Source organism: Lentzea atacamensis (assembly GCF_003269295.1).
In the GTDB taxonomy this organism is placed as follows: domain Bacteria; phylum Actinomycetota; class Actinomycetes; order Mycobacteriales; family Pseudonocardiaceae; genus Lentzea; species Lentzea atacamensis.
In genome coordinates, this window is the sequence record NZ_QLTT01000003.1 from 67,023 (window position 1) to 84,562 (window position 17,540).

Genomic DNA, 17,540 nt, shown 5'->3' on the forward strand with positions numbered 1-17,540 from the left:
CCGGTTTGCAGCGCTGGATTCGCCTGCAGAACCTGAATCAAATCCTGCGCAGCAGGTAGGTGTCCATGATCCAGCCCTTGCGCGCACGGGCCTCGTCCCGCGCCGCCCGGATCTGCGAGGCCACGTCCCCGACCCGCCCGGAGATCAGGATCTCGTCCGGCATCCCCAGGTAAGCACCCCAGTAGATCCACGTGTCGGGATCCACACCCTCGAACGAGTATGACGCGTCCAGCATCACCGCCACGTCGTCCACATCGGAGGGCCAGCCGGCCGCCAGCCGCCGCCCGGTGGTGATCTGCACGGGCTTGCCGACCTGGTTCAGCGACACCTTGTGCCCGGCCGTCAGCGCCGCCACCGACGTGACGCCCGGGATCACCTCGACCTCGAACGACTCACCGCGGCCCAGCAGGTCGTCGAGGATCGCCAGCGTCGAGTCGTACAACGACGGGTCGCCCCACACCAGGAACGCGCCCACCTCGTCGGCGCCCAGTGACGACAGCAGCCCCAGGCACACATCGGCCCGTGCGCGCCGCCAGTCGTCCACCGCCTGCACGTAGTCCGTGGCGGTGCGGTCGCGCTCCGGATCGCGGCCCTCGAGCCAGCGGTACGGGCGCGTCACGTGCGCTTCGAGGATCGACGCGCGCAGGTCGACGAGCTCCTGCTTCACCGTGCCCTTGTCCAGGACGAAGAACACGTCGACGGTCTGCAACGCCTTGACGGCCTGCACCGTCAGGTGGTCGGGGTTGCCCGCGCCGATACCGATGACCAGGATCTTTCGCACGGGCCACACCCTAATCCCACGGCGCGGGGCTCTACCCGCGCATGCCGGGATCGCGGGCCGGCGCGCGTCAGCGCCGTCCGGCCGGCTGAGCGGTCAGCAGGGGTGTTCGTCGATCAGCCGCAGGGTCTTCCCGCTGCGGGGGTTGACCTCGAGCGCCCCCACCCACTCGACTTCCAGCGGTGCCACGGTTCCGCGTCCGGTCTGGAGCTCGAACCGCGGGCTGATCACGTGCACCTGAGCGCGGACGGCCTCGAAATCCTGCACCTCACCGGCGATCCGCAGCACCAGCTGGTCCCGCGCGTCGACCCGCCGGATCACGACCTGAACACCGTTGTGCACCACGCCGGCACGGTCGACCGCGGCGCGCAGGTGGTCGAGGTGCAGGGTCACCGGACCGTGACGTGATCGGCCTGCCGGTCTCGGTGTCGACGATCTCCAGCACCGAGCTGTCCACAAGGATCGGAACACGCGCGGGTCGTCGGAGCCCAGCACGGCGGTGCCGATGATGCCGCCGTCCACGCTGCCGTAGACGAACGACCGGAACTCGGCGTTGGGGAACGCCTCGGCCAGCAGAGCCCGCTGGTCGTCGTACAACGCCTCGCCGCTGAACAGGATCAGCCGCACCAGCGGCAACGCGCCGGCCTCCGCGACCACGTGCGCCGCCAACCGGCACAACGTCGTCGGGAAGCCCGCCACGACGTTCGCGTCGAAGTCCTGCATCGTCGTCAGCGTGAACTCGACGGGCGCGCTGCCGGTGACCGGTAGTTGCACCAGGTCGATCGGCGACCGCTGCAGCGAGTTCAGCGCGAAGATGAAGCTGGGTTACAGCTCACCGGCCGCGAACAGGTTCGCGATGCGGTCGCCGTGCCGCAGTCCCGCCGCGGGGAGCGTTTCCGCGTACGTGCGGCACATCGCGTCCCATTCCCCGTTGGTGTAGAAGGACACCCGAGGAGCCTTGGTGGTGCCGCCGGTCTTGAAGATCAGCCCGTCGGTGTGCGCGCGGGTCAGCACCTGGTTGTCCCGGATGGTGTTCGCGGCCCAGAACGCGGCCTGGTCGACCACCGGCAGGTCGGTCAGCAGGTGCTGGCGCACTACCTGGCGTCGATCTTCGTCGCGATCCGGACGGACGCCCCCAACGTGGCCACCGAGATCGAGATGCTGGCCTGGTACGCCTTCGCGCACGGCCTGCCGCCCCGCATGGAGCTGTCCGAGTACATCGCCCTGGCCGAGCAGACCGAAGGCGTGCGGCTGGGCGAACTGCTCTCCGCCCTGCCGCAACGCCTGCCCGACGAACTGCAGGTGGCCGACCGCGCGATGACGCGGGCGAGCCAGGTCATGCAGGACTGGAGCCCGTTCCTGACCGCGGTGGTGCTGCGCGCCGTCGGGGACGACCGGCCGGGGGTGGAAGAACCTGGGAGATCGGGTTCACCGGCCTGGAACAGAGCGCGGGCACGGGGCCGCTGGTGACTGCGCTGCGCCGTGTTCTGGCCGGTGAACGAGGCTCAGAGCTGTTGGACGGTCTGGGTTTGCTGCCGTACGGGCTCGTGTCGAAGGCGCTCGACGCGATCAGTGAGCAAGAACGTGCAGGATCCTGACCGGCTTCTTCGGCGCGCCGTCGAGCGTCCCGTCCGGCTGGGGCACGATCCCCGCCTTGACGATCCGGTCCAGCGTGTCCATGCCATGGGTCACATGCCCCATCACCGTGTACACGGGCCGGATGTTGGCGAACGAGTGGACGATGAAGAACTCGCTGCCGTTCGTGCCGGGCCCCTGGTTGCCGTACGCGATGGTGCCGCGCGGGTAGGTCTCCTTGCCCGTGACCTCGTCGGCGAACCGGTAGCCGGGCCCGCCCTCCTCGGCGCGGTAGATGTCGCCGCACTGCAGGACGCCGAGGCGCGCGGTGTCGGTCAGCCGCCAGCACCGGGTCATCGTGTAGAACCAGCTGCGGGCCAGGTGCGCGAAGTTCTCCACGCCGCACGGGGCGTTGGCCCGGTCGAGTTTCGCGATCACCACGCCGTAGTTGGTCACGATGGTGACCTTCACGGTGCCCTTCGCGGGCACCGTGGCCGGCGGCGGCTGAACCGGGCGGGCCGCCGGGTTCTCCGGGGTCGGGATGAACTCGCACTTCGCGGTCGGTGGTCCGGAAATCGGCTCGGCCTGGGCCGTGGCGGGTGCCAGCACGGCCGTCATCAACACAGCGAGCAGTAGCCTCATGAATGCCGACCGTAGTCGCGGTGATTCCCCTTGTCAGCTGCTCACACGCTGACCGGTTCGCGCTGCTCGACCGCCACAGCCGTCTTCCGCCGGGGCTCGCGCTCCAGCCACCACTGCGAGATCAGCAACGGCACCACCCACCCGGTCCACGTCGCGATCCCGGAGATCGCGTTCGGCAGCTCCGCCTCCGGCACCCGGTCCGCCAGCGCCATGAACGCGAGCACGCCCCAGATCCGGTTGGTGAGGATCGAGACGGTCAGGGTGAAGCTGCGGATCATCCACTTGCGGTGGTCGCGGAACTGCCGCCGCCGCGCCGCGCGCCAGGCCAGCCACGTGAAGAGCAGCCACAACACGGCCAGGATCACGTTGCTGACCATCGCGACCGGGCCGAACGGCGTCATCCAGCCGATGACCAAGCCGGACAGCCCGGCAGGAAACACACCGGCCCACACGTAGACGCGGCCGACACGACGGTGCCATGCGGGGAAACGGCCGCGGAACCACGGCCAGATCTGCACCACGCACGTGATGATGGCGATGGACGCGAAGACGACGTGCACCACCAGCAGGGGGTAGTGCGGTCCCCAGTCCGACTGCACACGCGCCGATGCACGGTCACCGGTCAGATACGGCGGTAGCGAGAACGCTACGAACGCCACCACCACGAAGGCCAACGGGCCCACCCAAGGCTTGCGCAACCACGTCATGGCACCACCATCGCGAGTGGCGCTTACCGATCGCGCACCGCTCGCTGACGTCCATGAATTGTCCACTGATTGGTCGTTTCGCGACACACTCGGTCGGCTCCAAACTTGCGTGATGACTCCCGAGTCGTTGGCCGCCGCCCTCGACACGATGCCCGAGCAGCGGCAGGCCATCGCCGACGGGATGGCCACCACGGAGACCTACGAGGCCGTTGCCCAGCGGGTGGCGGTCTTCGAAGCGTTGAACAAGAGCTGCACCCAGCTCGCCGAGATCGGCGAAGAGGACTGGGTCGTGATGCAGCAGCACGTGCTCACGTGCGCGCTGTGCAAGCCCGCGGACCCGAAACGGCTCAGGGAACGGGTCGAGTACCTGGCGCCGGGGCTGGTCGCGGTGCCGGAGGACGAGGAACGCCGGTGGCTCGCGTTCTTTCAGAGTCCGGTGCGCTCGGTGTCCGACGTGGTCACCAAGCCGGTCAAAGCGCTGACCGATCTCATCACGAAGAACGGCCCGGTGCTGGCCGACCCGCACGTCTGGAAAGCCGCGGCCGCCGTCGTGGGATTCGTGGTGTTCCTGCTGGCGATGCCGAGCTCGGAACGGGTGGAACCGCCGCCATCGCGCCACGAAGCGCAGAAGATCACCGAGCCGGCTCAGACCCTGCTCGAAGCGACGCCGCCGCTGGTCGCAGGTCCGTCGGTGTCGACGGTGCCACCCACCACCGAAGCGCCCACGCCGGGACCGGTCGTGTCCACCGCGCCGAAGGCGACAACAGCCGGCACGACGAATGCGCAGCAGCCGGGAGGGTCCACAGAGGACAGGAAGCGGGCAGCGGCTCCCACCGGATGGGCCTACGCGAGCACGCCCTATTTCGCCTACGACCAGCCCGTCGGTCAGCAGGTCGAGCTGCATCGGCAGTGGCAGTGGGGAACCTGGCGCCGAAACGGCGTGGAGCGCTATCTCTCGCTGGTGAGGAAGGGCGAGGGTGCATACGAGGTGCGGTTGCCGGAACTCGGCGGGACCAGTGGCACGGTGCACACCGCGCTGAGCAACGGCTGGGGCTACCCGCAGGCGTTCTCGTGCCAGACCGAGGCAACCCGCAGCGACGGACGCGACCTGCTCGCCGATGTGGCCTGCTTCAACCCGAACGGGACGAGGAAGAACCTTCCGTTCGCCATCGTGTTCGTGAGTGACGGACCGGCCGTGGCCTATCGCGGTGGTGCGCCGGGAGTCGCCCGGACCGGAACTGGGCAGTACGAGGTGACCACGTTGGGCGGCAACGGGTTCGCGATGGTCTCGCCGGTCGGCTCGGCGCGGGCGACGTGCCGCTCGGCGGTGGAGGCGACGCGTGTGCGGGTGTCGTGCGACACCGACACCAGCTGGAACCTCACCTACACCGAGAACGCGGCGATCCACCACGACCCGTCCGCGATGGCGGCCTACCTCACCACCGGCATCAACAGGTCGTGGAGCAGCAACGGCGAGACGCCGTCGGTGACGAGGACGGGCACGGGTCAGTACGACGTGCGGTACCAGGGCATCGGCAACCCGAAGGTCTATCCCGCCGACGCCGTGCTGGTCAGCGCGAGCGGGCCGGAGCCGAGGTACTGCCGGATCTGGGCGTGGAACGGCTACTCGTACCCGCCGGGGGTGCTGGTGCAGATCCGCTGTTACGACCAGGCGGGCGCGGCGGCCGACTCGTCGTTCGCGCTCGCCTACGTGCGAAGCCCGTGACTTGTCCACTGATCGGCTGTATCCGCGTGGGTCGAATGGCTCCTCACGGTGACTCGTCCACTGCGGTGAGGTACAGCGACTCCGCTTGCCGCATCCTCCGCAACGCCTGCTCGACGAACCCGGCGGCATGCAGTGAACGTGCGGCATCGGCGAGCAGCTCCTTGTCCCGCATCCGAAACGCGTACTCGGCCGCCCTGTCGTAACAACCGAGCGCCTCTGGGGAGTTCAACGCCTCGTACGCGAGTCCCATGTTCAACAGGAAGGAACCGTCCATGCAGGACTCCAGTGCCAACGAGTAGCACCTGATCGCCTCCTCGTACGAGCCCTCCTTCTGGTGAAGGTTGCCCATGCCGTTGTACGCCCGGCCGAGCCGCACGACGTCACCGATCCGTTCGCAGATGTCACGAGCCTGCTCGTAGTGGTGGATCTTCCCGGTGGCCTGTCCCAGGCTCAACAGGGTCCGTGCCTCGCCCTGCGCGTTACGAGACGCGACCCGAACGGCCAGCACCTCCGTGAAGAGTCTCGTCGCGGACTCCGCATCCCCGATCGCCAGGCAGAGGTTCCCCATCCCCGTCAACGCACTCGGCTCCCGGCAGATCGCCAACGCCTCCGCGTGACATCCCTCCGCCTCTTCGAGGTGCCCGCGTTCGAACCACGCGTGTCCGAGATGCGCGAGCGCCAACGCCTCGGCAGACCGGTCCGCCAGTGACCGCGCCGCCTCCACCGCCGCCGTCTGCACCTCCACCGACATCTCTTCGACGAGACGACCGGCCAACGCCAGCCGGCGCCGGTCGTCAGCCACGAGCACAGCGGCGACGGCGTTCTCGGTCTCGGTGTCCGCGACCGACACGTAGTGGTCGAGCAGCCGGTCGAGCGCCTCGGGTTCGCGCGGTTCCAGCGTTCTGGCGTACTCCCTGAGCAGGGAGTGCATCGTGATCCGGTCGCCCGGCGCGTTCTCCAGCAGGTGCAACGAGAGCAGCCTGTTGCGTGTCGGCCGGACGTCACCGCCGGCCAGCGCGTTGAGCGCGTCGATCGAGAACTCGCGCTCGAAACCGTCCCCGAGCAGCCGGAACACGCGGGCGTCTGCGGGGGAGAGCTGCCGGTACGCCCACTCGAACGCGCCGTACACCTTGCCGCGCTCGGCAGGGATCTCTTCGACCAGCGTCGCAAGCTTCGCCGTCGTGCGAAGCAGAGCGAACCTGGCGGCGACGACCAACGCAAGCGGCAGCCCGCCGCACGCTTCCACGAACCCGCGCGCGGCATCGGGTTCCGAATCGACGCGCGACCCGAGATGGGCGCGCAGCAACGTCAGCGAGTCCTCGGTGCTCATCGGCCCGAGCACCAGGCCGCCCAGCCGTTCGCGGCTCGTCGCGATCACGTTCCGGAACAACGAGAGATCATGTTCCGCACCCGCGTTGTCCAGCAGGAAGAGCACCCGCCGGGTACCGAGCACCTCACGCAGCTGTGCGTGTAGATCGGCCCACAGCCGGACGTCGGGATGGGTGAGCGCCCTGATGAACCCGGCCAGCACGTCGTCCAAGCCCAGCACGGAGAGGTCGGCGCGCAGCTGACCGTCGGGGAACCGGTCCGCGACCGAGTGCGCGAGCCGGAGCGCCAGCGTGGTCTTGCCCGTGCCCGGCGGACCGCACAGTACCGCGACGCCGCTGGAGTCCAGGACGTCCAGCAACAGAGCCAGCTCGCGCGCGCGGCCGTGCACCACCGGATCGGGGCCGAGCTGCCGCGGCGAGCGGCCCGGCGGGTCTGGCAGGGAGAAGCTGCTGCTGGACGCGTCAACTGGGTACTTCGGCACGCCGTCGAACGTAGCGTGTGCAGGCCTTCTGACACCTCGCTGACACCTGACGGGGTGTAGCTGTCAGGTCGCTGTGAGCGCAGTTCAGCAATGTCTGCGCCATGAAGCCGACCAGCCAGATCGCCGCCGCGGTGCGGACGCTCCCGAGCAGCCACCCGGCGCCGGACGCCCGAGCCGCGTCCTGCGGCGGACGTGCCCGCCACGGCCGGGCCGAGCGGCTTCATCGCGCCGGGAACGCCCGGCAACGACTGGGGAACTTGGCTCAAGCGCCCGGCTGCCGCCCGGCCGCAGTCGAGCGACTGCTGAGGGGGCGCGCCGTGACCGGCTACATCACCGACTGACTTTTCCGCCTGCGTCAAAGGCTTTCGCAAAAACCGTTGAGGGAGAAGCATGTTCAGCAAGATCGCCAGCGCACTCGGTGCCGCCGTCATCGTCGGTGGCGCGCTGCTCGGGCTCACCGCGCCCGCACAGGCAGAGTCGGCGCCGGGGTGCGGCGCGGTGACCCAGATCGGGTCGACCGCGTACATCAAGAGCGGCAGCACCACCATCGGCTCGGTCAAGCAGTTCAAGGGTTGCAACAAGAACTGGGCCTACACCTACGTGTGGGAGGGCTTCCGCTCCTCGCACTCGAACTGGGAGGTCTGCGTCTCCGTCGCCACCGGCGCGAGCGCTCCCTACTCGCTCGAAGGCCTGCAGTGCCACGGCAAGAAGGCCGACAACTGGTCGTCGGGCACGAACACGCTGAACGTGTGCACCCACGCCGTCGGCAACATCAAGTGGGGCGGCAACACGCCCACGGCCCGCACGAGCGTCCGTTGCTGAACCTGAAGAAGACCGTTCTCACGGCGATCGCCGCCCTGTCCGTGCTGGCGCCTCTGATGAGCGCCGGCACCGCGCAGGCGGAGGTCCGCTCGTTCACCGCCACGACCACCCTCGACGGCCGCACCGTCAAGGACCCCGACGTGCCGGTCGGCAAGAAGCGCGTCGCCGACATGTACGCCAAGGGGCAGAAGGTCAACGTCGTCTGCCAGGACACCGGTCCGGACTACGGCGGCAAGAAGATCTGGGACCTCACCACCGAAGGCCTGTGGATCCCCGACGGCTACACCAGCAACCCCTCGGACACGATGGTGCTGCCGAAGTGCGCCACCTCGAAGTCCTTCCCCGCGAAGGCCGACCTCAACGGCCGCAAGAACAAGGGCGACGCCGCAACCGCACCCGGTTCGGTCGTCGACAAGTACGAGGCGGGACAACAGGTTCCGGTCAAGTGCCAGGCGCAAGCCGAGAACGGCACGATCTGGGACCTCACCACTGACAACCTTTGGGTGCCGGACCACTACGTCAAGACCGGAACCGAAGGTTACGTGCAGGGCCTGGCGCGTTGCGACACCGACGGCATCGAACCGGGCGAGCAGCCGCCCGGCAACGCCGTCCACGGTCGTAGCAACGGCCCGGCGGGCCCGACCACGGGCACCAACGCGGAGAAGGTCCAGCGCGTGCTGGACATCGCGAAGGCGCAGATCGGCAAGGGTTATCTCTACTCATGGGGCGCGGGTGGCAAGGGCGGTGCGTCGTACGGCGTCCACCACTACCCGGACAACGACCCGTCGCAGGGTGACGACTACAACCGCCTCGGCTTCGACTGCTCCGGTCTGACGCTCTACGCCTTCTGGAAGGGCGCGGGCATGGACATCGGTGCGTGGACCGGTGCGCAGAACACCAAGGGCCGCGCGGTGACGATCGCCGACCGCAAGCCGGGCGACCTCGTCTTCTGGGGTCGTTCGGACAACGACTCGGACGTCACCACGCACGTCGCCATCTACCTGGGCGACAACAAGATTCTGGAAGCCGCGCCGCCGCGTGACGGCAAGAGCATCCGGATCAGCGATCTGAACAGTCACGGAACGCCGTATTCCAAGGTCCGCCGGATCTTCGGGTGAACGAGGGGAAAACCATGGACATCAAGAGAATGCTCTCCGGAGTGGCAGGGCTCGCGATCGGGCTCGGGGTGCTGGTGATCGGTGGCCCGCAGGCCGGCGCCGCCACCAACTTCGAGATGCCGTTCCCGTGTGGACAGACCTGGCAGGGCAACACCAGGACCGGACACAGCCCGGCACAGGCGGTCGACCTGAACCGCAGCGCGGACGAGGGTGACGCGGTCGTGGCGTCCGCGTCCGGCAAGGTCACCAAGGTTCGCAACGAGGGCAGCACGAGCTACGGCCGCTGGATCGAGATCGACCACGGCAGCGGCTGGACCACGCGCTACGCCCACCTCTCCGCGCAGCGGGTGTCGGTCGGCCAGAGCGTCTCGCAGGGCCAGACCATCGGCAACGTCGGCAACACCGGCGGTTCGACCGGCGCCCACCTGCACTACGAGCAGCTGCTGAACGGTTCGCCGCAGAAGATCAAGTGGAGCGGTGACACGATCCTGTACTACGGCACCAAGAACTACAAGTCGAACAACAAGTGCGGTGGCGGTGCCCCGACCAACCCGTACACGCCGGAAGAGGCGTGCGGCGACGGCTACAAGGTGATCGACGGCGCGAACGTCGAGGGTGCCCGCGTCTCGCTGCTGTACAACGCCGCCAACGGCTACAACTGCGTCGTCGCGATCAAGACCACGAAGCTCGGTACCGCGTCGGACGTCGGTGCGTTCCTCGAGGTGCAGGGTGAGGCTCGCACGACCGACCGCGACGAGTACGGCTACTACGCCGGCCCGGTCAAGAAGAAGGCGCCCGGCAAGTGCGTGAAGTGGGGCGGCATGGTCGGTTCCTCCACCTACACCAGCGGCTTCGAGCACTGTGGCTGATCTCAGGGCTGACGTCAGGCTCTGATCTCTGATCCAACAGGTTGTCCTTTCACAGACCGGGTGCGCCGAGCGATCGGCCGCCCGGTCTGCGGGTGTTTCAGGTGTGATTCACTGCCACTGACGTCCCGGTCTCGAGAAACGCCGCTCCTGGGAGGAGTGGTGCGTCGGCGGAGTGCGAGGGGACAGGCTTCGGTCAACGCCCTGGGAACGGAGGAGCTGATCGGCCTGCCGCACGGCGTCAGCTGATCACGCTCTCCAGCAGGTTGTCCTTGCGCAGTCCGGGTGTGCCGAGCAGTTCGGCCGCCCTGTCCTCGTGCTTCTCCGCCCCGGTCTTCGCGAGCGTGCGGTGTGCGAGGCCTTCGCCGTACCGGTCACCTCGGGCGCTGGTGATCTCCAGGCAGCGCTGGGCGTCCTTTGTGGCCTCTTCGGTCTTTCCGGCCGCCAGCAACACTTCCGCGCGGCACAGCAGCGCCTGCCACTCGTCGTTGTGCTCGCCCGTCGCCCGGCACAGCTCGATGCACTCGCCGAGCGCGACCTCCGCCTCGTCCAACCTGCCGAGCTTGAACAGCGCCTGTCCCTGAGACGCCAGCGCGTATGCCGTACCGGCGGCGTCCTGGTGCTCACGGGCGTGCTTCAGGCTCTCGGTGGCCGCTTCGAAGGCCAGTGGGTAACGTCCGGCGACCTGGTGCACCTGCGCCAATGCCGACAGCGGAACCCGTTGTGCGCCAGCGGGTCCGTGCTTCTCGATGAGTTCGACGGCCCGCGCGAGGGTGACCGAGGCCTCGTCCAGTTCACCCAGCTCACGCTGGATCGTGCCGATGCCGGCGAGCGCACGGCCCTGGCCGAACGGGTCGTCGGCCCGCGCTGCCAGCACCTCTGCCAACTGGGCGCGGGCGGTCTCGAACGAGCCGATCCGGCGGTTGGCCGCGGACTGCACCAGGAGCGCCGTCTGCAACGCGGCCGACGTGTTGATCGTCCGTGCCGCCTGGTTCGCGATCTGACCGAGCTCGATCAGGTCGGCGACTCTGTCCTGTTTGAACAGATGCGGGTACAGCATGTGCGCGATGGCCAGGGCGTGTTCGGCCAGCGCCGGCTCGGCCATCGTGGATCGCGCGGCCGCGAGCAGGTTCTCCGCCTCGTCGTTGAGCCACTGCAACGGCTCGTCGAGGTCCTGCCGGGTGACGGAGTTCGTGAGCGCGCCAAAGGCGTGCGGGCGCAGTTTCTTCAGCGCCGCGGTCAAGGTCTCGCGGTAGTGCGTGAGTGCGCGGGTGAGGGCGGCGTGCTTCTCGTCGTTGGCGTGCTCGGCGCCGAACAGCCGCAGGAGATCGTGCACGCGGTACCGCTCCGGCCCGCACGGCTCGACGAGCTTGGCGTCCACCAACGGATCCAGCACCCGGTCCACGTCGTCCTGCCCGAGCAGCGCCTGCGCCACCGGCTCGCTGACCGTCGGCACGTTCAGGCAGCACAACAGGATGAACGCCCTGGTCGAGGCGTCGTTGAGGCCCTCGAAGCTCAGCTGGAAGCTCGACCTCACGCCGAGGTCGTCGAAGTTCAGCTCGTCCAGCCGGTGCCGCTGGTCCGCGAGCCGGCGAGCCAGCGACCTCGTCGTCCAGTCCGGCCGGCTGCGCAGTCGTGCGGCCGCGATGGTGAGGGCGAGCGGCAGGTGGTCGCAGGCCTTGGCGACCTGTTTCGCGGCCTCGCCGTCGTCGCCGAGCAGCTTCACCGCGTCGGCCTCCGGCAACGGGTCGAGCCGGACGTGCCGCGCGCTGAGCGTCGCCAGCATCCGGCGGCTGGTGATCAGCACGGTGGAACCCGCCTCGCCCGGCAGCAGCGGGCCGACCTGTGCCGCGTCCACCGCGTTGTCCAGCACGATCAGGACCTTGCGCCTGGCCAGCGTCGACCGGTAGAGCGCGGCGGCTTCCGAGGTGTCCGTGGGCACCGCGAGCGGTGGTGTGCCGAGCGCGCGCAGGAATCTCCTGAGCACCTCGGCGGAGGACAGCGGCGAACGTCCTGGCGTGGCGCCGTGGAGGTCGACGTACAGCTGGCCGTCCGGGAAACGTCCGGCCATCGTGTGCGCCGCGGCGGTGGCGAGGGCGCTCTTGCCCTGCCCGCCGGGCCCGTGCACGGCGATCACCGTGTCAGCACAGCTGGTGATCAGCTCGATCTCGTCGCGGCGCCCGACGAACGGTTCCGGAGCCTTGGGCAGTTCACGGGGCACGGCCGGGATGTCGCCCTGCAGGATCGCGGCGTGCAGGTCCTTGAGCTCCTGCCCCGGATCGAGCCCGAGCTCCTCCGCGAGATGCCGCCTGCCCTCGTCGTACACCCTGAGCGCGTCCGCCTGCCGTCCGCTGCGGTGCAACGCGACCATGAGCGCGCCCCGCAACCGTTCCCTGGTCGGATGCTCGGTGACGTACCCCGTCAGCTCGCTGACGACCTCGTGGTGCCGGCCCTGCTTGATCGCTTTCTCGACACGTCGCTCGATCGCCCCGAGCCGTTCCTCCTCCAGCTGGTTCGCGAGCTGCGTGTTCGTGGTCAGCTCGGCGAGGGCCGGGCCGCGCCAGTGACTCAGCGCCTCGTCCGGGTCCTCCGCCTCGCGGAACAGCTGCAGGTCGAGCGACCGGTCGGGGATGTCGAGCCGGTACCCCTGCCGCGACCACTTCAGTGAGACCCCGGGCAGGTCCTTGAGAGCGCGCCTGAGCTGGGAGACGTGCACCTGGACGGCCTTGCGTGCGCTGACCGGCGGATCGCCGTCCCACAGGATCGACATGAGGTGGTCGACGCTGACGGTCTGACCGGCGTGCAGAAGCAGCAGTACCAGGACCTGGCTGGGCTGACCGGGGGAGATGCGCACGTCCCGCTGCCCGTGCGTGACGAGCAGCGGCCCAAGCACCCCGAACCGAACGCCGTCCACGGGTGCCACGATATCCGGTTCAAAACCGTGTTGAGGCCGCTACGCTCGGTGACGTGACCATGCACCGGCTGCGAATCAACGGTCAGATCCACGACGTCGACGCCGACCCGGAAACCCCGCTGCTTTGGGTGCTGCGCGACCACCTCGGTCTCACCGGCACCAAGTACGGCTGCGGGGTCGGTGCGTGCGGTGTGTGCACGTCCATAGTGGACGGACAGGCGTTCCGGCCCTGCGAACACCCCGTCGCCGGCCTGCGGGAGCAGGACGTCCTCACCGTCGAGGGCGTCGAAGACCATCCGGTGCAGCAGGCGTGGCTGGACGAGGACGTCACGCAGTGCGGGTACTGCCAGCCCGGCCAGATCATGGCCACGATCGCGTTGCTGACCAAGCACCCCGACCCGACCGACGAGGACATCGACGAGGCGTTGCGGCACAACGTCTGCCGGTGCGGCACCCATCCCAGGATCCGCAGGGCGATCAGGAACGCCGCCGCGCGGATGAGGGCCGACTCGTGAACCCCTTCGTTCGCATCGACCCGGAGTCCGGCCGGATCACGGTCACCGTCCCGGTTCCGGACACGGGCCAGGGCGTGCGCACGGCCGTCGCGATGATGGTCGCGGAGGAGCTGAAGGTCTCCGTCGAGAGCCTCACGATCGAGCAGGCGGAGGGCGACCCGGACACCTACGGCGAGCAGATCTCCGCCAACTCCAACACGATGCAGCGCCTTCACGAGCCGATCCGCACCGCCGCCGCCACCGTCCGGCAGCTGCTGGTCGAGGCTGCCGCGCAACGCTGGCGGGTCCCAGCGGCCGACTGCCGTGCGTCCGACGGCTTCGTGCGGCACGGCGACGACCGCCTCAGCTATGGCGAACTGGCAGAGGAGGCCGCGAAGCTCACGCCGTCCGATGTCGTCCTGACGCCACGCGGCGAATGGCACGTTCTCGGCAACCCGCAGATCAAACGGGTCGACCAGGACGCGATCGTCACGGGCAAGCTCGCGTACGCCATCGACCAGCCGGCCGACCTGGTCGCCGTCGTCGCCAGGCCACCGTGGATCGGCGCCACGCCAACGGGTTTCGACGACACCGACGTCCGCAACGCCGAGGTCGTCCAGCTGGACAACGGTTTCGCGTTGCTCGCCAGGGACACCCACACCGCCCTCAAAGCCAGGAAAGCGCTCAGAACGACCTGGCAGGGCGGCTCTCCGCACGCGGACAGCGACGAGTGGCTGGCCGCCCTCGAAGCCGCCCTGCCGGAAGGGAAAACGCCACCGGGCGACTACGTGGAGAAGATCTACGTCATGCCCATGCTCGCCCACGTTCCGATGGAACCGCCGACGGCGACGGCCTCGGACACCGAAGTCACCGTGTGGGCTCCGACCCAGGCGCCTGATCAGGTGCGCAAACTTCTCGAAGCGGACTTCGCGAAGGTCAGGGTGATCCCGACGCGCGCGGGCGGCGCGTTCGGGCGGAAGTTCGAAGTCGACTTCGTGCTGGAGGCAGTCCAACTCGCACGGCACACCGGCAGGACGGTGAAAGTGCTGTGGACAAGAGACGATGACATGCGACACGACTCGTACCGTCCATTGTCGGTCCATCGCGTACGAGCAACGGTCAACGACGAAGGTCTACCCACGTGGCGGGATCACGCCGTTTCCACATGGCCTCTCTCGTCGGTGCTCGAAGTCACGAGCAACCCCCAGATCATGCAGATGATGGCGAACAAGTATCCGTACGACGTAGAGGGAGAGGTCCACTTCGCCATCTCGCCACCACCGATCAGAACAGGGTTCTGGCGCAGCGTCTACGCAGGTCAGTCCGTTTATGCGGAAGAGATGTTCCTGAGTGAGCTGGACATGGCGGACAACCAGCTCGAACGCCGGTTGAAGCTGTTGACTGACCGGCGCGTCAGAAAAACTCTCGAAGCGGCTGCGGAAGCCCATCACGGAGAACCACAAGCCGTGGCCTGTCATCGTGACTACGGCTCGGCGGTCGCGGTGATCGCCGAAACAACACGGGACAGGCGTACGAAAATCACCGCGGCGGTGGACGTCGGCCCGGCACTGCACCCCTCGGGTGTACGCCAACAGGTCGAAGGCGCGATCATGGACGCGGTCTCGGTGGTCAAAGGTGTGCGAATCACCGTCAAGCAGGGAAAAGTCGTGCAAAAATCGTTCGGGGACTACCCGTGGGCGCGGATCGGCGACACACCCGAGATCAACGTCGTCGTGATGGCGTCGGACGCACCTGTGGGCGGATTGGGTGAGCTGGCGTACCCGGCTGCCGCAGCGGCACTCGGATTTCTTTCGCTCTGAAAACAGAACAGGGATTTGCGGTAGCGTCCGTATTAGTGGGTCACCTCATTGGAGTAACGGCGGTGCCGCGATCATCCCAAGTCGGGCATCATCACCTGGCTCGACCAAGTCGTAGAACGAGGGGTCTCGTGTGACCATCTTCCGTGCCGGCCGGACCGGAGCGTGGTGGATGTACCTGGTGGCAGGTCACCTGCTGCTGGGCGTCTACTACCTGATTCCGGTCAGCCCTGCGGGGACAACGGGTCAAACGGTACGAGTGGTGCTCTACTGCACGATCAGCGCCTCGGCGGCGATCGCCACATTCACGGGGGTGCGCCGCAACCGTCCCCAATGGAGGCGGCCTTGGGTGTTCCTCGCACTCAGCCAGGTCGTTTACGCGATCGCCGACCTCACGTTCTACACATCGCACTACGTCTTCGAGTACACGGTTTACCCGTCCTACGCCGACATCTTCTACCTCGGGCACTACCCGTTGATGGTGGCGGGCGTGATCCTGCTGATCCGCCGCCGCACCCCGGGGCTCGACCTGCCGAGCCTGCTCGACGCCGCCGTGCTCGCGGTCGTCGCGGGCATGGCGTCCTGGCTCTACGTGATCGGCCCGCAGGCCCGGCTCACGTCACCGGTGCTGGTGAAGGTCGCGTCGCTCGGCTACCCGATGATGGATCTCGCGCTCTTCGTGGTGGCACTGCGTCTGATCTTCGGCGCCGGCCCGCGCCCGCGCGCGTTCATCCTGCTCACGGCAAACCTGCTGGGAATCCTGACCGCGGACACGATCTACGTGCTGCAGCGTCTCGACGGCAGCTACCACGCGGGCAACTTCCTCGACGCCATCTGGTTGTCGGCCAACCTGTGCATGGGTGCAGCCGCACTGCACCCGACGATGGCGCGGCTCGTCGACCGCGCGCACGTCAAGGACGTCGGGCTGAGCCGCGGCCGGATCATCGCGCTGTCGTCGGCGGCGCTCGCCGCCCCGGTGCTGATGCTGATCCACGACGTCGGCCAGTCGTCGCAGGACGTGCTGGTGCTCGCGGCGGGCGGCGCGCTGCTGTCGTTGCTGATCATCGCGAGGCTCGCGGGGCTCGTGGCGGACCAGCGCAAGCTCGCGATCACCGACAGCCTCACCGGGCTGCACACCCGCAGGTTCTTCGAAGCCCAGCTGCCGCTGGAGATCGCCCGCGCGCGGCGCAGCGAGGGCTCGGTGGCGGTGTTCATCATCGACGTCGACCGCTTCAAGTCGATCAACGACAACTACGGCCACCCGGCGGGTGACGACGTGCTCATGGAGGTCGCCGCACGGCTGCGCGCGGCTTCCCGATCAGGTGAAGTGCTCGCGCGGTACGGCGGCGAGGAGTTCGCGCTGCTCGTGCCGGACGCCGGGCCCGGCCGGCTGTCCGTGATCGCGAACCGGCTGCGTGAACGCGTCGCGGAGAAGCCGATTCCGGTCAACGCGGGCAACGACGACATCCCGTTGTCCGTCACGGTGTCGGTCGGCTCGGCGAGCTTCCCGACGCACGGCGACGGCCCCGACGACATCGTGGTGATCGCGGACCGGGCGCTGTACGCGGCGAAGGCCGCGGGGCGCAACCGGATCGCGGTCGGCCCTGAGCCGCTGCCCGCGGTCGACCCGGACACCGACGGCGCGATGGCCGAGTTCCTCTGCCAGGTCGCCGACCGGGTGGACGGGTGGCTGCACCGCTACGACCACAGCCGCTCGGTCTCGCGCTGGGCGGGTGTCGCCGCCGGCGAGTTCGGGCTCGACGCGCCGACGATCAGGGTCGCGCAGCTCGCTGGCCGCCTGCACGACATCGGCAAGATCATCATTCCCGAGGTGGTGCTCACCAAGCCGGGGGCGCTGTCGGAGGAGGAGTGGCGGCTGTTGCGCCAGCACCCCGACTTCGGCTACCGGCTCGCACGGATGGTGCCGGGGTTCGCGGGCGTGGCGCACGTGATCAGGCAGCAGCACGAGCGCTACGACGGCGACGGCTACCCGGACGGGCTGCGCGGCGCGGACATCAGAGCCGAGGCGCGCATCCTGTCCGTTTGCGTGGCTTGGGCCGCGATGCGGTCAAATCGTCCACATCAGACAGCGCTGGACGAGAACCGGGCGCGGCGCGAGCTGTGGGCGGGCCGAGGTCAGCAGTTCGACCCGGACGTCGTGGACCTCTTCCTGGACCTGCACACCCAGGGCAGCATCGGAATGCTCCGTCCGTCCGGATTGTCCATTCAGGAGGCTGGCTTCCCCGCCGACTTCAGGCCGTGATCGCCGGG

General features: G+C 68.4%; 16 protein-coding genes. 9 read left to right on the forward strand and 7 right to left on the reverse strand.

Features of this window, described 5'->3' with window-relative positions:
• Positions 1 to 37: 37 nt before the first annotated feature.
• The 3 genes from cobF to C8D87_RS15175 form a co-directional block, all read right to left on the reverse strand.
• On the reverse strand, positions 38 to 781 hold the full coding sequence (gene cobF / locus C8D87_RS15165; RefSeq protein ID WP_112227665.1) for a precorrin-6A synthase (deacetylating): 744 nt from the start codon (positions 779 to 781) through the stop codon (positions 38 to 40).
• Positions 782 to 874: 93 nt separating this feature from the next.
• The gene (locus tag C8D87_RS15170; RefSeq protein ID WP_112227125.1) at positions 875 to 1,552 is read right to left on the reverse strand and encodes a hypothetical protein; all 678 of its coding nucleotides are present in this window, start codon (positions 1,550 to 1,552) and stop codon (positions 875 to 877) included.
• A 51-nt stretch (positions 1,553 to 1,603) separates the two neighbouring features.
• Entirely contained in the window at positions 1,604 to 1,873 is a 270-nt protein-coding gene (locus C8D87_RS15175) for a phenylacetate--CoA ligase (protein ID WP_146771715.1), read from the reverse strand.
• Between C8D87_RS15175 and C8D87_RS15180 the strand changes: the two genes are divergently transcribed.
• Positions 1,862 to 2,248: a hypothetical protein gene (locus C8D87_RS15180; RefSeq protein ID WP_112227127.1), complete on the forward strand. Its 387-nt coding sequence runs from the start codon at positions 1,862 to 1,864 to the stop codon at positions 2,246 to 2,248. The genes C8D87_RS15175 and C8D87_RS15180 overlap by 12 nt on opposite strands.
• A 99-nt stretch (positions 2,249 to 2,347) precedes the next feature.
• On the opposite strand, the gene C8D87_RS15185 is transcribed toward C8D87_RS15180, so the two are convergent.
• Positions 2,348 to 2,995 carry a peptidylprolyl isomerase gene (locus C8D87_RS15185; RefSeq protein ID WP_112227128.1) on the reverse strand — a complete coding sequence of 216 codons (648 nt, stop codon included), beginning with the start codon at positions 2,993 to 2,995 and terminating at the stop codon, positions 2,348 to 2,350.
• A gap of 41 nt (positions 2,996 to 3,036) precedes the next feature.
• Entirely contained in the window at positions 3,037 to 3,702 is a 666-nt protein-coding gene (locus tag C8D87_RS15190; protein WP_112227129.1) for a DUF2306 domain-containing protein, read from the reverse strand.
• Between the two features lie 112 nt (positions 3,703 to 3,814).
• On the opposite strand from C8D87_RS15190, the gene C8D87_RS15195 reads away from it, so the two are divergent.
• Positions 3,815 to 5,428 carry a hypothetical protein gene (locus tag C8D87_RS15195; RefSeq protein ID WP_112227130.1) on the forward strand — a complete coding sequence of 538 codons (1,614 nt, stop codon included), beginning with the start codon at positions 3,815 to 3,817 and terminating at the stop codon, positions 5,426 to 5,428.
• A 43-nt stretch (positions 5,429 to 5,471) separates the two neighbouring features.
• Here C8D87_RS15195 and C8D87_RS15200 read toward each other — a convergent pair whose 3' ends face one another.
• Positions 5,472 to 7,238, reverse strand: a complete 1,767-nt coding sequence (locus C8D87_RS15200) for a tetratricopeptide repeat protein (protein WP_112227131.1) — start codon at positions 7,236 to 7,238, stop codon at positions 5,472 to 5,474.
• Between the two features lie 101 nt (positions 7,239 to 7,339).
• Between C8D87_RS15200 and C8D87_RS45115 the strand changes: the two genes are divergently transcribed.
• Genes C8D87_RS45115 through C8D87_RS15215 form a run of 4 tightly spaced genes read left to right on the forward strand, consistent with a single transcriptional unit; the run spans position 7,340 to position 10,047 of the window.
• A complete protein-coding gene (locus C8D87_RS45115; RefSeq protein WP_146771716.1) occupies positions 7,340 to 7,579 on the forward strand; it encodes a hypothetical protein in 240 nt (79 codons plus the stop codon).
• A gap of 49 nt (positions 7,580 to 7,628) precedes the next feature.
• A complete protein-coding gene (locus tag C8D87_RS15205; RefSeq protein WP_109641894.1) occupies positions 7,629 to 8,060 on the forward strand; it encodes a hypothetical protein in 432 nt (143 codons plus the stop codon).
• Complete coding sequence (locus C8D87_RS15210) at positions 8,054 to 9,178, forward strand: C40 family peptidase (RefSeq protein ID WP_146771717.1); 1,125 nt, start codon at positions 8,054 to 8,056, stop codon at positions 9,176 to 9,178. The genes C8D87_RS15205 and C8D87_RS15210 overlap by 7 nt, the downstream gene beginning before the upstream one ends.
• 14 nt (positions 9,179 to 9,192) lie before the next feature.
• Positions 9,193 to 10,047 (forward strand): M23 family metallopeptidase, encoded by an 855-nt coding sequence (locus tag C8D87_RS15215; protein WP_109642011.1) that lies wholly within the window; start codon positions 9,193 to 9,195, stop codon positions 10,045 to 10,047.
• A 238-nt stretch (positions 10,048 to 10,285) separates the two neighbouring features.
• Here the strand turns inward: C8D87_RS15215 and C8D87_RS15220 are convergent, their stop codons facing one another.
• Positions 10,286 to 12,958 (reverse strand): AfsR/SARP family transcriptional regulator, encoded by a 2,673-nt coding sequence (locus C8D87_RS15220; RefSeq protein ID WP_146771718.1) that lies wholly within the window; start codon positions 12,956 to 12,958, stop codon positions 10,286 to 10,288.
• Positions 12,959 to 13,011: 53 nt separating this feature from the next.
• Here C8D87_RS15220 and C8D87_RS15225 point away from each other — a divergent pair, with 53 nt between their 5' ends.
• From C8D87_RS15225 to C8D87_RS15235, 3 genes are all read left to right on the forward strand, one after another.
• Positions 13,012 to 13,473 (forward strand): (2Fe-2S)-binding protein, encoded by a 462-nt coding sequence (locus C8D87_RS15225; protein WP_459178191.1) that lies wholly within the window; start codon positions 13,012 to 13,014, stop codon positions 13,471 to 13,473.
• Positions 13,470 to 15,272 carry a molybdopterin cofactor-binding domain-containing protein gene (locus C8D87_RS15230; protein ID WP_170166434.1) on the forward strand — a complete coding sequence of 601 codons (1,803 nt, stop codon included), beginning with the start codon at positions 13,470 to 13,472 and terminating at the stop codon, positions 15,270 to 15,272. Before C8D87_RS15225 ends, C8D87_RS15230 begins: the two co-directional genes overlap by 4 nt.
• Before the next feature lie 130 nt (positions 15,273 to 15,402).
• Positions 15,403 to 17,532 carry a bifunctional diguanylate cyclase/phosphohydrolase gene (locus tag C8D87_RS15235; RefSeq protein WP_233442112.1) on the forward strand — a complete coding sequence of 710 codons (2,130 nt, stop codon included), beginning with the start codon at positions 15,403 to 15,405 and terminating at the stop codon, positions 17,530 to 17,532.
• Positions 17,533 to 17,540: the final 8 nt, after the last annotated feature.

Bases quoted from the DNA above. Each gene is read 5' to 3' on its own strand.
- C8D87_RS15185 (WP_112227128.1), bottom strand. From the start codon at position 2,995: ATGAGGCTACTGCTCGCTGTGTTGATGACGGCCGTGCTGGCACCCGCC.
- C8D87_RS15190 (WP_112227129.1), bottom strand. From the start codon at position 3,702: ATGACGTGGTTGCGCAAGCCTTGGGTGGGCCCGTTGGCCTTCGTGGTG.
- C8D87_RS15195 (WP_112227130.1), top strand. From the start codon at position 3,815: ATGACTCCCGAGTCGTTGGCCGCCGCCCTCGACACGATGCCCGAGCAG.
- C8D87_RS45115 (WP_146771716.1), top strand. From the start codon at position 7,340: ATGAAGCCGACCAGCCAGATCGCCGCCGCGGTGCGGACGCTCCCGAGC.
- C8D87_RS15205 (WP_109641894.1), top strand. From the start codon at position 7,629: ATGTTCAGCAAGATCGCCAGCGCACTCGGTGCCGCCGTCATCGTCGGT.
- C8D87_RS15215 (WP_109642011.1), top strand. From the start codon at position 9,193: ATGGACATCAAGAGAATGCTCTCCGGAGTGGCAGGGCTCGCGATCGGG.